14 protein-coding genes are annotated in these 12,692 nt (G+C 64.9%); 7 read left to right on the forward strand and 7 right to left on the reverse strand.

Annotated elements, in window-relative coordinates; translation table 11 throughout:
* Positions 1–128: 128 nt before the first annotated feature.
* On the forward strand, positions 129–1,562 hold the full coding sequence (locus HU748_RS23655; RefSeq protein WP_186722172.1) for a PLP-dependent aminotransferase family protein: 1,434 nt from the start codon (positions 129–131) through the stop codon (positions 1,560–1,562).
* On the opposite strand, the gene HU748_RS23660 is transcribed toward HU748_RS23655, so the two are convergent.
* Positions 1,555–2,751 (reverse strand): cyanate transporter, encoded by a 1,197-nt coding sequence (locus tag HU748_RS23660; RefSeq protein WP_186664372.1) that lies wholly within the window; start codon positions 2,749–2,751, stop codon positions 1,555–1,557. The genes HU748_RS23655 and HU748_RS23660 overlap by 8 nt on opposite strands.
* Positions 2,748–3,206: a nucleoside deaminase gene (locus HU748_RS23665; protein WP_186664370.1), complete on the reverse strand. Its 459-nt coding sequence runs from the start codon at positions 3,204–3,206 to the stop codon at positions 2,748–2,750. The genes HU748_RS23660 and HU748_RS23665 overlap by 4 nt, the downstream gene beginning before the upstream one ends.
* A 207-nt stretch (positions 3,207–3,413) precedes the next feature.
* Here HU748_RS23665 and HU748_RS23670 point away from each other — a divergent pair, with 207 nt between their 5' ends.
* Positions 3,414–3,851: a carboxymuconolactone decarboxylase family protein gene (locus tag HU748_RS23670; RefSeq protein WP_186711473.1), complete on the forward strand. Its 438-nt coding sequence runs from the start codon at positions 3,414–3,416 to the stop codon at positions 3,849–3,851.
* Between the two features lie 37 nt (positions 3,852–3,888).
* Here the strand turns inward: HU748_RS23670 and HU748_RS23675 are convergent, their stop codons facing one another.
* Positions 3,889–4,902 carry an AraC family transcriptional regulator gene (locus HU748_RS23675; RefSeq protein ID WP_186722173.1) on the reverse strand — a complete coding sequence of 338 codons (1,014 nt, stop codon included), beginning with the start codon at positions 4,900–4,902 and terminating at the stop codon, positions 3,889–3,891.
* Between the two features lie 169 nt (positions 4,903–5,071).
* On the opposite strand from HU748_RS23675, the gene HU748_RS23680 reads away from it, so the two are divergent.
* From HU748_RS23680 to HU748_RS23690, 3 genes are read left to right on the forward strand one after another with little or no spacing between them, the layout of a single operon-like run.
* Positions 5,072–6,256, forward strand: coding sequence for an acetyl-CoA C-acyltransferase family protein (locus HU748_RS23680; protein WP_186664364.1), 1,185 nt, complete (start codon positions 5,072–5,074; stop codon positions 6,254–6,256).
* A gap of 13 nt (positions 6,257–6,269) precedes the next feature.
* A complete protein-coding gene (locus HU748_RS23685) occupies positions 6,270–7,118 on the forward strand; it encodes a 3-hydroxybutyryl-CoA dehydrogenase (RefSeq protein WP_186722174.1) in 849 nt (282 codons plus the stop codon).
* 12 nt (positions 7,119–7,130) lie between these two features.
* Positions 7,131–7,715 (forward strand): TetR/AcrR family transcriptional regulator, encoded by a 585-nt coding sequence (locus tag HU748_RS23690; protein WP_186664362.1) that lies wholly within the window; start codon positions 7,131–7,133, stop codon positions 7,713–7,715.
* 40 nt (positions 7,716–7,755) lie between these two features.
* On the opposite strand, the gene HU748_RS23695 is transcribed toward HU748_RS23690, so the two are convergent.
* Positions 7,756–8,748 carry a bile acid:sodium symporter family protein gene (locus HU748_RS23695; RefSeq protein ID WP_186664360.1) on the reverse strand — a complete coding sequence of 331 codons (993 nt, stop codon included), beginning with the start codon at positions 8,746–8,748 and terminating at the stop codon, positions 7,756–7,758.
* A gap of 127 nt (positions 8,749–8,875) precedes the next feature.
* Here HU748_RS23695 and ampC point away from each other — a divergent pair, with 127 nt between their 5' ends.
* Both ampC and HU748_RS23705 read left to right on the forward strand, forming a co-directional pair.
* Positions 8,876–10,015: a class C beta-lactamase gene (gene ampC / locus HU748_RS23700; RefSeq protein WP_186722175.1), complete on the forward strand. Its 1,140-nt coding sequence runs from the start codon at positions 8,876–8,878 to the stop codon at positions 10,013–10,015.
* Positions 10,016–10,507: 492 nt separating this feature from the next.
* A complete protein-coding gene (locus HU748_RS23705; RefSeq protein WP_186664356.1) occupies positions 10,508–10,843 on the forward strand; it encodes a hypothetical protein in 336 nt (111 codons plus the stop codon).
* A gap of 86 nt (positions 10,844–10,929) precedes the next feature.
* On the opposite strand, the gene HU748_RS23710 is transcribed toward HU748_RS23705, so the two are convergent.
* The 3 genes from HU748_RS23710 to HU748_RS23720 form a co-directional block, all read right to left on the reverse strand.
* A complete protein-coding gene (locus HU748_RS23710) occupies positions 10,930–11,124 on the reverse strand; it encodes a hypothetical protein (protein ID WP_186664354.1) in 195 nt (64 codons plus the stop codon).
* 141 nt (positions 11,125–11,265) lie between these two features.
* Positions 11,266–11,586, reverse strand: coding sequence for a YbjQ family protein (locus HU748_RS23715; RefSeq protein WP_186708985.1), 321 nt, complete (start codon positions 11,584–11,586; stop codon positions 11,266–11,268).
* 60 nt (positions 11,587–11,646) lie between these two features.
* A complete protein-coding gene (locus tag HU748_RS23720; RefSeq protein ID WP_186722177.1) occupies positions 11,647–12,534 on the reverse strand; it encodes an EamA family transporter in 888 nt (295 codons plus the stop codon).
* Positions 12,535–12,692: the final 158 nt, after the last annotated feature.

The following is a 12,692-nucleotide window of genomic DNA, read 5'->3' on the forward strand; positions in this document are numbered from 1 at the left end:
GGGCAAGTCGGAGCGCCGCGCGGGCGGCGCTCGATCTCACAGGCGCAAAAGAACCCCCGCCGAACAACAAAACTTGCGAGCCGCCACCCGAAATCGGAAGCTAGGCCGTCCCCCATCCGGATAGCCCCATGGAACTACACATTCGCCTGGAGGGCCGCAAGGGCCTGGCCGAGCAGCTCTACCAGCAGCTGCGCAGCGCCATTGACAGCGGCCACCTGGCAGTCGGCACCCAGCTGCCTCCCACGCGCCTGCTGGCCGAGCAGTTGCGGATATCGCGCAAGACCGTGGCCGAAGCCTACTCGCGGCTGACCTACGACAACCTGCTCAGCGGCGTGGTCGGACGTGGCACCTTCGTCAGCCCACGCCGGGCCCTGCAAGCCAGCGACGTCGAGCCGATTGCCCTGGCCGCCGCCAGCAGCCTGGAACGCTGGCAGCAACGCGCCACCGTGCTCGGCCGCTCCGCGCTCGAGGCGCCCTCGCGTTACGACTTCGTCGGCGGCGTATCGGCCAAGAGCCAGTTTCCCTTCGATCAATGGCGCGCCTGCCTGCAGTACGCCCTGCGCTGCAGCCAGCGCCACAGCGAGCGCCAGTTCCCGGCCCAGGGCCTGCCCGAGCTGCGCGAAGCCATCGCCCATCACATTGCCTTCGCCCGCGGCGTACATTGCAGCGCCGCCGATGTGTTGGTGTGCAACGGCGCCCAGCAGGCGCTGGACCTGATCGCCCGGGTATTTATCGAACCCGGTACACGCGTGGCCATGGAGGATCCCGGCTACCCGCCGGCACGCCAGCTGTTTCTGGCGATGGGCGCCGATTTGCAGTCGGTGCCGGTGGACGATGAAGGGCTGTGCGTCGAGCAGATCGCTGACGGCACCCGGCTGATCTACGTGACGCCGTCACACCAGTTCCCGCTGGGCATGCCGATGAGCGAGCGGCGCCGACACGTCCTGCTCGCCCGCGCAGCCGAGTTGGGAGCACTGATCATCGAGGACGACTACGACTGCGAGTTTCGCTATCAGGGCCCGGCCAGCGATGCGTTGCAACGCCTGGATCGACATGGGCTGGTGGCCTATGTCGGCACCTTTTCCAAGACCTTGCTGCCGGAGCTGCGCCTGGGCTATGCCGTACTGCCACCCAACGTCCTGCGCGCCGCCTGCGTGGCCAAGCACCTCAGCGACTGGCACAGCCCGAGCCTGCAGCAGTGGGCGCTGGCGCGTTTCATCGGCGAAGGGCACCTGAACCGCCATATTCGCCGCTGCCACGACATCTATGCCGCGCGGCGCGAACGAATCCTCGCACGCCTGGACAGCGACCTGGCGCCCTGGCTGAGCGCCGTACCGGCCAGCGCCGGCTTTCACCTCAGCGCCCTGGCCGCACCTGGAGTCGATGTGGAGTTGCTGGTCCGGCTGACACGTCGGGTCGAAGTCGGCGTCTATTCACTGGCGCCGTTCTTCAACGACGTGCCGGTGCGTCCGGGGCTGCTGATGGGCTTCGGCGCCATCGAGCGGCTGGACATCGACCCGGCGCTGGACCGCGTGCGCGACGCCCTGCAGCAGCTCAGTTGAGCGTCGTCGCCTGCAGCGAGCGCCCCCGCCGGGCCATGGCAGCGGCGTAGCCTTGGGGGGCAAAGCGTACGGTCACCAGCAGCATTGCCACCACGGTCAGCGTCAGCAGCGTCCAGGCAGCCTGGAAATCGCCGGTGAACGCGCGCAGCCAGCCGGTCACATAAGGCACGGTGCCGGTGACGATGAAGCCGACACCCTGCACGAAAGCAGCCAGACTCCCCGCCTCGCCCGGTGTTTTCAGATGCTCGAGAGTCAGGGTAAGGCTCAGGCTGAAGCACGCACCCAGCCCCAGGCCGATCATCGCCACCCAAAGCCCCATCGCCTGGGTAGGCGCCCACAGCAAGCCGAGAAAGCCACCCAACTGGATTGCCAGCGCCAGCCACAGACCAGGCCGCCGGTCATGCAGGCGCCTCAGCAGCAAGGGTAGCCCCAGCGCGCCACTGACCTGGAAGATGGTCATCAACCCCACCAACTCACCACCCCCCTGAGCTGTACCGCCGTGCTCCAGGTGATAGGCCGGCAACCAGGCGACCATGCTGGTGTAGCCACCGTTGATCAGGCCGAAATACAGCGCCAACAACCAGGCACGGCGATTACCGAACCAGTGACCGCCGCTGGCACCGGCCAGGTGAGGCGTGTCGTGGCGCGGGCGTAGCCAGGCCCAGCCGCACAGCGCAAGCAGCGCTGGCACTGCCCAGATGCCCAGCCCCGCCTGCCAGCGCCCCGCTGCCTCGCTGACGGCCGGGCCGAGCACCGCAGCCAGGCCGCCGCCGCTCATCAAGGCCGCCGAATACAACCCCATCGACGCCGCCAGACGGGTCGGAAACCAGCGATTGACCAGCCCGGGCATCATGCCCTGTACCACCGCCACTCCAACCCCGGCAACTGCCGCACTGGCGATCAAAGCCCAAGCGCTGTCCAACTGCAGGCGCCACAGGCAGGCCACGGCAATCGCCAAAAGCCCTCCCAGCATCCCGCCGTGCTCGCTGATCCAACGCCGCAGCCAAGGCTGCAGCAAAGGCACCAGCCCCATGCACAGCACCGGTAGCGCCGTGAGCAACGCCGCTTGCTGGTAGCCAAGCCCGGTGCTGTTGCGCATGGGTTCGAGCAAGGGACCAATGCTGGTCAGGATCGGCCGCAGGTTAAGGGCCAGCAGGATCACCAGCAGCAGGTTCAACGCGCCTCTCATGCCGGGTTCGCCTGCCGCCACTGCTGGTACAGGCCGCCCTCGCCCTCGGGCTTGAGCGCCCGCAGTGGCAGGCTCTGCTGCTGCGGCGCACGTGCCATCTGCGCGTAGACCGCCGCCGTGGACAGCCCGTAAGGCTCGCCCTCGTCGTTGTCATAGGCAAACCATGCCCGCTCGATGCCGCACAGGTGCATGGCAGCAAGGCACATCGGGCACGGGTGGCCGCTGGCATAGACTTCAGCGCCGTCCAGACGCGACCGGCCCAAGGCCTGGGCGGCTTTGCGGATCGCCTGCAATTCGGCATGGGCGGTCGGGTCCTGGGTGCTGTGAATCTCGTTGACCGCACGGGCCACGACCTGGCCCTGATACACCAGTACTGCACCGAACGGGCGGCCACCCGCCTCGATATTGGCGCGGGCCAGCGCCAATGCTTCACGCATGAAGGTTTCGTTGGACATGAATCGATACTCCTCGAACAACAGGCAGCCATTATCCCGGCTGCTGGCGCGCGGCAGAAATGAAGAGATTGGATGCAGGTCAGTGGCCGCACGAATGCCGGCATTGGCCTCCCGGCAAATAGCGGGATTGGCTATCGGGCCCTGCAGGCAACGGCGCTACGCTGGCACCACGAATCACCCCTGACTTGAACTGACTGGAGAATCACCATGCACGATCGAATCGAATGGGCCAGGCACGCCCCTGAAGCCTACAAGGCCATGGTCGGCCTGGAGCAGGTCCTGGCCAAGTGCGGCCTGGAGCATTCACTGCTCGAACTTGTGCGCCTGCGCGCCTCGCAGATCAACGGCTGCGCCTATTGCGTGAACCTGCACGCCAACGATGCGCGCAAGGCGGGCGAAACCGAGGCACGCTTGCAGACCTTGAGCGTCTGGCAGGAAACCCGTTTCTTCACGCCCCGTGAGCGCGCCGCGCTGGCCTGGCTGGAAAGCCTCACCCGTTTGCCTGAACGCGGTGCACCGCAGGCCGAATACGAAGCGCTGCTGGAGCATTTCGAAGCGGGCGAAGTCGCCAACCTGACCCTGGCGATCGCTACCATCAATGCCTGGAACCGCTTTGGTGTCGGCTTTGCCATGGTGCCGGCTTGAGGTGGAGCCTTTGGGGCCGCCATGCGGCCCAGGCCATCTATGGGTTCACGCCCAGCCGGGTCCGATAACTCCCCGGACTCTGCCCCGTCCACTTCTTGAATGCACGATGAAAGGCGCTGGGCTCCTGGAACCCGGTCTGCTCGGCGATCTCGGCAATGCTCAACTGCCCCTCGCGCAATCGCTCGAACGCCATGGCCCGGCGCACTTCGTCCTTGATCTGCTGGTACGAGCGCCCCTCGCGCTCCAGTTGCCGGCGAAAGGTACTGGCGCTCAGGCCCTGGCGCTCGGCCATGGCAGTCAGGGTCGGCCACTGTCCGTAGCCACGGCTGCGCAGGTGGCGATAAACCTCCGCCACCAGGTCGCCTTGGTTGCGAAAACGGATCACCAGGCCCTGTGGCGCGCTGCGCAGGAAGGTCTTGAGCGCGGCCAGGTCCTGCACCACCGGCAGGCGCAACCAGACACTGTCGAACTCCACTTCGGTCCGCCCGCTGCCCAAGCGCAGGTCCGGTCCCCACAGCAGCGTGTCGTCGTCCTGTGCGGGGCGCGCCACGGCCAGCTCGGTGCGGTCGATGCTGATGCGTCTTCCAGCCAGCCAGCACAGCAGGCCGACGACCAGCACCAGAAAGGTTTCCTCGGCATAGACCCGGGTCAGAGGATCGCCGATGTTCGATTGCACGCTGATCACCGCACGCCCGCCGCGCACCGCAAAACTGCCGCGCAAATCGCGCAGGAACAGTGCGAAATTGCCCAGGCACTGGCGCAGGGCCTTTTCCAGGGTCAGCTCCTGGATCAAGCCACGGCAGATCAGGGCAAAGCTACCCATCGGCATGCCATGGCTGTCGAGACGGAAAAACTCGTCGTCCAGGTCTTCGATCAGCGCCAGCCACAGCCGGGCAAACGCCTTGGCCGGCACCCGCGCCTGGGGCTGGGCCAGCAGCGCCGGGTCGATGCCGACCGCACGCAGTTGCGCATCGCGCGCCTCGGGGCGATCGCGCAGGGCGTGGAGCATGGCATTGAGAAAGTACACCGCGACCGAATCGCTTTCGCGCATGACGGATATCCGCTGTCTATGCTGAGTGGCAAAAAATGCCAGGTTGACTGAGCAGTTTCGGCATAGGCCCTTTCTCGGCCTTTGCCTAGACTCGGAGCCCATCCGCAACGGTCGCCATTCTCGCAGAGCCCGGCACCGTCCCGCCACGCCTTCGCAATCGGAGCTATATATGAGCAGCGCAGAAATCTACGTCGTCAGTGCAGTGCGTTCGGCCATCGGTGGTTTTGGTGGTTCACTCAAGGACCTGCCGCTGGCCGACCTCGCCACCGCCGTAACGCGCGCTGCCATCGAGCGCTCGGGCGTGGCCGCCGAGCAGATCGGCCATGTGGTGATGGGCAACGTGATTCCGACCGAGCCCCGCGACGCCTACCTGGGCCGAGTGGCGGCGATGAACGCCGGCATTCCCAAGGAAACCCCGGCATTCAACGTCAACCGCCTGTGCGGGTCGGGCCTGCAGGCTATCGTATCCGCCGCCCAGGGCCTGCTGCTGGGCGATACCGACATTGCCCTGGCGGCTGGCGCCGAGTCCATGAGCCGCGGCCCTTACCTGCTCCCGCAAGCCCGTTGGGGTGCGCGCATGGGTGACCTGCAGGGCATCGACTACATGGTCGGCATCCTGCAGGATCCATTCGAAGGCTTCCACATGGGTATCACCGCCGAGAACGTCGCCGCCAAGCACGGCATCACCCGTGAAATGCAGGACGAACTGGCGTTGACCAGTCAGCGTCGCGCCGCCCGCGCCATCGCCGAAGGCCGCTTCGACAGCCAGATCGTGCCGATCGAACTGAAAACCCGCAAAGGCAGCGTGCAGTTCGCCATCGATGAGCACGTGCGCGGGGATGTCAGTGCCGAACAGTTGGCGGGGATGCGCACCGCGTTCAAGAAAGACGGCAGCGTCACCGCTGGCAATGCCAGCGGGATCAACGACGGCGCCGCTGGCCTGGTCCTGGCTACTGGCGATGCGGTGCGCCGCCTGGGTCTCAAGCCGCTGGCACGGCTGGTGGCCTACGCCCATGCCGGGGTCGAACCTGAGCTGATGGGCCTGGGCCCGATCCCGGCCACGCGCAAGGTGCTGGAAAAAGCCGGCCTGTCGGTCAACGACCTGGACGTGATCGAATCCAACGAAGCCTTCGCCGCCCAGGCCTGCGCCGTGGCCCAGGCATTGGGCTTCGATCCGGAAAAGGTCAACCCCAACGGTTCGGGCATCTCGCTGGGCCACCCGGTCGGCGCCACCGGCGCGATCATCGCCACCAAGGCCATTCACGAGTTGCAGCGTATCCAGGGCCGCTATGCGCTGGCCACCATGTGCATCGGCGGCGGCCAAGGCATCGCCGTGGTCTTTGAGCGCGTGTGACGGGAGCATCGACATGACCATTCAGCAGATTGCCGTGATCGGCGCCGGTACCATGGGCAACGGCATCGCCCAGGTGTGCGCGATAGCCGGTTTCCAAGTGTTGCTCATCGATGTCAGTGACGCTGCGCTGGAGCGCGGTGTCACCACACTGAGCAAGAACCTGGAGCGCCAGGTCAGCAAGGGCACCCTTGAGGCGGACAAAGCCGAAGCAGCCAGGACACGCATCCGCACCAGTACCGACTACGCACAGCTGTCGAGCGCGCAACTGGTGATCGAGGCCGCCACCGAAAACCTGGCGCTCAAGCAGCGCATCCTCCAGCAGGTGGCCGCCAGTGTCGCTGCACAGTGCCTGATCGCCACCAATACCTCCTCGCTGTCGGTCACTCAGCTGGCCGCCAGCATCGAGCACCCTGAGCGGTTCATCGGCGTGCATTTCTTCAACCCGGTGCCGATGATGGCCCTGGTCGAGGTCATCCGTGGCCTGCAGACCAGCGACACGACCTACGCCCAGGCGCTGCTGGTCACCGAGAAACTGGGCAAGACACCGATCACTGCGGGCAATCGCCCGGGCTTCGTGGTCAACCGCATCCTGGTGCCGATGATCAATGAAGCGATCTTCGTGCGTCAGGAGGGACTGGCCAGCGCCGAGGATATCGACACGGGCATGCGCCTGGGCTGCAACCAACCGATTGGCCCGCTGGCCCTGGCCGACCTGATCGGCCTGGACACCCTGCTGGCGATCATGGAGGCCTTCCACGAGGGCTTCAACGACAGCAAGTACCGCCCTGCACCGCTGCTCAAGGAGATGGTTGCCGCCGGATACCTCGGGCGCAAGAGCGGCCGTGGTTTCTTCACCTACTGAGGAGCGCGCGCCATGCCAGTCACTGCTGCCCTGCGCTGCGCCAATTTCGAGGAACGCCGCGACAGGGCCATGGCGCTGTTCGCCGAAAAAGGCTTCGGCCAGGTCAGCATGCGCGAGCTGGCCGCGCATGTCGGGCTGACGGCGGGCTCGCTGTACCACCATTTCCCGAGCAAGCAGGACTTGTTGTTCGACCTGATCGAGGAACTGTACGAAGAACTGCTGGCTACGCTCGACCAGGGCCGCCGGGCACTGGCCCGGGGCAAGCCGGCACTGCCTGGCCTGATTGCCGCACACTGGCAACTGCATGCAGAACGGCCTTTGCAGTTTCGTCTGGCAGAGCGGGATTTCTGCTGCCTGAGCGAGGCTCAGCAGAGACGCCTGGGCGAGCTGCGCCAGGACTACGAAACCGGGCTGTTGCAACTGGTCGCGCCCAAGGCGCGGCATGGCGGCGAGGTGCTGGCAGCGGCCGGCCATGTGCTGGGCAGCTTGCTGAACCAGCTGCCGGGCGTTCTGCAAGCGCGTGGCGTGCCCGAGCTGCAAGGCGTCGGGCTGATGGAGAGCCTGGTGGCGGGCGGGATAGAGCGAGCGTTGGTGTGAACGGTACGCGCTTCGCGTCCCGCTCACACCACCCTCTGCGTCAGGACGCCGCCGAAGCTTCCTCGCCCACCACTTCACGCGCTGCGTAGCGCTGCGCCAGCACCGCACACACCATCAGCTGGATCTGGTGGAACAGCATCAGCGGCAGGATCATCGCGCCGATCCCGCTCCCCACGAACAATACCTGAGCCATCGGCACCCCGGTGGCCAGGCTCTTCTTCGAGCCGGCAAACAGGATGGTGATGCGGTCTTCGACGCTGAAGCCCAGCACGCGCCCCAGCAAGCGGGTACCGAGCAGCACCACTGCCAGCAACACGCCGCAGGCGACGAACAGACCCAGCAAGTGCTGCGGCGAGACGGTACTCCACAAGCCCGTCACCACCGCTTCACTGAACGCGGTATAGACCACCAGCAGGATCGAACCCTGGTCGACGATCTTCAGCCAGCGTGCATTCTTCTTGACCCAGGCGCCGATCCAGCGACGGGCGATCTGCCCGGCCACGAAGGGCACCAGCAACTGCAAGGTGATCTTCAGTACTGCATCGAGCCCCGAACCGGTATCGCCGTCAGCACCCAGCAACAGCATCACCAGCAACGGCGTAAGGAAGATACCCAGCAGGCTGGAGGCCGCCGCGCTGCAGATCGCTGCCGGGACATTCCCACGTGCCAACGAAGTGAAGGCGATGGCCGATTGCACGGTCGCCGGCAAGGCACAAAGGTACAGCAAGCCCAGGTACAGCTCGTTGCCCACCAGCGGCACGAACAGGGGCTTGAACGCCAGGCCCAGCAACGGGAACAGGACGAAGGTGCACGAGAACACCAGGATGTGCAGGCGCCAGTGGCCGGCCCCGGCGATGATCGCCTCGCGGGACAGCTTGGCGCCGTGCAGGAAGAACAGCAGGGCAATCGCCAGGTTGGTCAGCCAGCCAAAGGCGACCGCGCCGTCACCCGAGCAGGGCAGCAAGGTGGCAAGCAGGACCACCGAGAGCAGGGTCAGGGTGAATTTATCGAAAAGCATGCGCAGGTACTTCATGAAGTGTCCGTCTTGTCATGGTGCAAGGCCTGACGATAAGGTCTGCGCTCTCTCGGCGCTAACGCCGGAACCCCCGCCAGTGTCGCTGAACGGACATTGGCCCTCTTCCAGGCAAGGAAACCTATCGATGTACAGCCTACGCCCCGTCCTGCTCACCCTGGCCCTGGCGGTGTCCGCCCCCCCTGCGCTGGCCGACGACCTGCAACGCCAGGTCGACGCCATCGTCCAGCCACTGATGCAGGCACAACACATTCCCGGCATGGCCGTGGCGGTCTACGCCAACGGCCAGGCGCACTACTTCAGCTACGGCGTGGCCGACAAGGACGACAACCGGCCTGTGACCCACGACACGCTTTTCGAGGTCGGCTCGGTGAGCAAGACCTACACCGCCACCCTCGTCGCCCTGTCCAGCGCCCAAGGCAAGCTCGACCTCGATGCCCCGGCCAGCCGCTACCAGCCAGCGCTGGCGAAGTCGGACCTGGGTACGGCGAGCGTGCTGGAGCTGGGCGCCTACAGTGCCGACTGCCTGCCCTTGCAGTTCCCCGACGCGGTGGCCAACGACGCGCAGGCGTTGGTGTTCCTCCAGCAATGGCAGCAGAAAACCGAGCGCGGCACCCGCCGTTGCTATTCCAATCCGAGCCTGGGACTGTTCGGCAACCTCGCGGCGCAGGCGCAGAAGCGCCCGTTCGCCGAACTGATGCAGCAAGGCCTGCTCCCGAGCCTGGGCCTGAAGCACACCTACCTGCAGGTCCCGGCAGCAGAACGCGGCCACTACGCCCAGGGCTACGACGCCAATGAGCGCCCGATTCGCGTAAGCCCTGGCGCCTTCGCCGACGAAGCCTATGGCATCAAGACCAGCGCTACCGACATGCTCACCTACCTGCGCGCGCAACTCGATCCACAGGGATTGTCGGCGGATATGGCCAAGGCGATCGCCATCACCCACGGCGGCTACTTCCAGGTGGGCGACATGACCCAGGGCCTGGGCTGGGAACGCTACCCCTACCCGGTCGCACTCGACACCCTGATCAAGGGCAATGGTGTGCAGATGATCCGTGAGCCGCAAATCGCTACACGGCTGCAACCCGCACAACCGGCCGGCCCGGCGTACTGGTACAACAAGACCGGGGCCACTACCGGGTTCGGTGCCTACGTCGCCTTTGTGCCTGCCAAGGGGGTCGCCATCGCGCTGCTCGCCAATCGCAATTACCCCAACGATGAACGGGTCCGTGCAGCCCACGCGATCCTGTCTGCCGTAGCGCCTTGAGTGCCATGCATTTCAAGGTGTTTGCGTAGAGGCTGAGAGGGGTTCGCCGAAAGATTTTCAGCGTCTATGAGATCGAGCGCCGCGCGGGCGGCGCTCGATCTCATAGGCACTAAAAAACTTTCGGCAAGCCCCTGCCAGCCCTCACACAATCGCACGCGAACATCTTGAAAGGGATGACCTTGAGTGCGCGCTATTCCCCTGAAAAAGCAGGATTGTCCGACAAGATGTAGTGACTAAAAATTTTCACTACAAACCCATTGACGCCCTTCCCCAGCCTTGTGCATGATGAGGCCGTCTCCCTGATCGGGAGCGGTGGCAAGGGTGTTCCAGACGGCCTGCGCGGTAACGCAGGCCGTCCGTGGAGAGGGAAACTGTCCAAAAGGCAGCGTGAGAAAGCCCCTGTTGCGATGCTGCTGTAGCAGCCTTGGTAGAGCGCTACACCGCTGTGGCGCCAACTGTGAAAATCACCAACGAATGGGTAATGGGGGCTTTATGATGAACTTGAACAACAATCCTACGATCGACCAATTGGCTCAGCTGTTCGCCGCACGCAAGGACAGCCTCGACGACCACCTGCTGTGGGTCAGCCAGACTGGCGAGGTCCGCCTCGACCGCCTGCCGGCCAACACCGTCGAAGACGAATCCGACCTGCATATGCCCGACAGCATGTGCGCCCGTTTCAAGGTCTACCGCCGTGGCCAGGGCTACGTCGGCAAGAAGGCCGCCGCCGACACTCAGTTCGTCGAACGCGTACTCATGACCCTGCAACAAGAATGGCCTGCCGCCCGTGAGCAGCAGACCGTCAAGGTGATCGACCCACTCAACTGAGTTGTACACCGCTACTTGAGCCCGGCCCGCAAGGCCGGGCTTTTTCATGCCCGGAGCAGGCCCCTGCGATGGGCATCAATGAGGCGTCAGGATGACTTTTTGGCGGGCACCCGTGGCGTGAAGCGCCCTTTCTTGCTGCGCTGCAAGTGGGCCGGCTGAAGCTGCTCGGATTCGTCCAGGGTCATGTTGGCAAAACCCAGGTGAAAGGCCGTCTGGCCGCAACGTACCTGGCTGTTGATCGGGAATGCGTCGTTCAGGTCTTCGATATAGGACTCGCTCATACCCTGTCTCCCCTCCAAAGGCGACCGCGTCGGCAAGCAGCCTGCTTGCCCAGAGAAACACGGCTCGTTGAACTGAGACTAGCCGGTCATTTGCAGACCACCCGGACGAAAGACCTTTGCCCGACCAGTGGCACCTCGCCGCTATTTAAGACGCACAGCCGTCCCGGTGGCGAACACCACGACCATCCCACCCTGCACGGACGGCATGCTGATTTCGAAGTCCACGCCCACCACTGCATCGGCCTGCAAGCGACGTGCCCGCTCCAGCAGTTCCTCGGTGGCCTGCTCGCGCGCCTGGCGCAATGCGCTTTCCAGGGTTTGCGAGCGACCGCCGAAGAAGTCGCGCCAGCGTGCGAAGAAATCGCGCACGAAGTTGACGCCCTGCACCGATTCGGCGCTGACCACGCCGAGGTACTCGCTGATCGGGCGACCTTCGAGCTGGCTGGTAGTGGAAATGATCATGGGCGCGGCTCCGTGGTTCTGGAAAACCCCAGATGCTAACAGAGCCTCGCGTTCGACAGGTTACTGCGCGCTGGCAGCTCGCAGGCGTTGGCTCAGGCGGGGCCCGAAGACATTGATCAGCAGCCCCAGCATCACCAGCAGCGCCCCCCAACCCTGTGCGGCGCTCAGGCGCTCGTCGAGCAGCCAGGCCGAGGAGCTCAGGCCGATCACCGGCACCAGCAGCGAAAATGGCGCGACCTTGCCGGCCGGGTGACGCGAGAGCAATGTGCTCCACAGGCTGTAGCCGAGCATGGTGGCGACCAGCGCCAGGTAGAGCAACGCCAGCACCGAACTCATGCCGATGTTGGCCAGCGCATGACCGATGCGCTCCGGCCCCTCCAACCACCACGACAGCGCCAGGAACGGCAGCGGCGGGATCAACCCGCCCCAGATCACCAGGGCCACCAGGTCCACCGAGCCAAAGCGCCGGGTAATGATATTGCCCATGCCCCACATGGCGCCGGCGCACAGGGTCAACAGCAGCGCCACCAATGGCACATGACTGCTGTCTTCGCTGCCGATCACCGCAAGGCCGCCGGCCGCCACCAGCAACCCGAGCACACTGGCCGGGCGCAACCGCTCCCCCAGAAACAGCGCAGCGAAACCCAAGGTGAAGAACGCCTGCGATTGCAGTACCAACGAAGCCAGCCCCGGAGGCATGCCGCTGTACATGGCCTGGAACAGGAAGGCGAACTGCCCGAGGGAGATGGTCGCGCCATAGGCGATCAGCCAGCGCCAGGGCAGGTTCGGGCGCTTGATGAAGAGGATCGCCGGAAAGGCCACCAGCATGAAACGCAAGGCGCCGAGCAGCATGGGCGGAAGGCCGTCGAGCCCGACCTTGATGACCACGAAGTTGACGCCCCAGGCAATGATCACCAACAGGGCGATCAGCAGGTCCTTGACTGGCATTGTGGTGTTCCTTCTATCAGGCATTTCACGACATATTTCGTTACAGCATAAGGGTATTCCTTCGCCAGCGACCAGCACAGTTGCGGCCTAGGGTTGCGCAACAGTCAGCTGTTTATGCAAGTGGTGGATGGTTTTGCAGTGACCTTTTCGCTATCCCA

It is taken from the genome of Pseudomonas sp. RW3S2, from assembly GCF_014268955.1.
GTDB classification, from domain to species: Bacteria; Pseudomonadota; Gammaproteobacteria; order Pseudomonadales; family Pseudomonadaceae; genus Aquipseudomonas; species Aquipseudomonas wayambapalatensis.

Coding starts and splice junctions, on each gene's coding strand:
- HU748_RS23655 (WP_186722172.1), top strand. CDS start 129: ATGGAACTACACATTCGCCTGGAGGGCCGCAAGGGCCTGGCCGAGCAG.
- HU748_RS23660 (WP_186664372.1), bottom strand. CDS start 2,751: ATGAGAGGCGCGTTGAACCTGCTGCTGGTGATCCTGCTGGCCCTTAAC.
- HU748_RS23665 (WP_186664370.1), bottom strand. CDS start 3,206: ATGTCCAACGAAACCTTCATGCGTGAAGCATTGGCGCTGGCCCGCGCC.
- HU748_RS23670 (WP_186711473.1), top strand. CDS start 3,414: ATGCACGATCGAATCGAATGGGCCAGGCACGCCCCTGAAGCCTACAAG.
- HU748_RS23675 (WP_186722173.1), bottom strand. CDS start 4,902: ATGCGCGAAAGCGATTCGGTCGCGGTGTACTTTCTCAATGCCATGCTC.
- HU748_RS23680 (WP_186664364.1), top strand. CDS start 5,072: ATGAGCAGCGCAGAAATCTACGTCGTCAGTGCAGTGCGTTCGGCCATC.
- HU748_RS23685 (WP_186722174.1), top strand. CDS start 6,270: ATGACCATTCAGCAGATTGCCGTGATCGGCGCCGGTACCATGGGCAAC.
- HU748_RS23690 (WP_186664362.1), top strand. CDS start 7,131: ATGCCAGTCACTGCTGCCCTGCGCTGCGCCAATTTCGAGGAACGCCGC.
- HU748_RS23695 (WP_186664360.1), bottom strand. CDS start 8,748: ATGAAGTACCTGCGCATGCTTTTCGATAAATTCACCCTGACCCTGCTC.
- ampC (WP_186722175.1), top strand. CDS start 8,876: ATGTACAGCCTACGCCCCGTCCTGCTCACCCTGGCCCTGGCGGTGTCC.
- HU748_RS23705 (WP_186664356.1), top strand. CDS start 10,508: ATGATGAACTTGAACAACAATCCTACGATCGACCAATTGGCTCAGCTG.
- HU748_RS23710 (WP_186664354.1), bottom strand. CDS start 11,124: ATGAGCGAGTCCTATATCGAAGACCTGAACGACGCATTCCCGATCAAC.
- HU748_RS23715 (WP_186708985.1), bottom strand. CDS start 11,586: ATGATCATTTCCACTACCAGCCAGCTCGAAGGTCGCCCGATCAGCGAG.
- HU748_RS23720 (WP_186722177.1), bottom strand. CDS start 12,534: ATGCCAGTCAAGGACCTGCTGATCGCCCTGTTGGTGATCATTGCCTGG.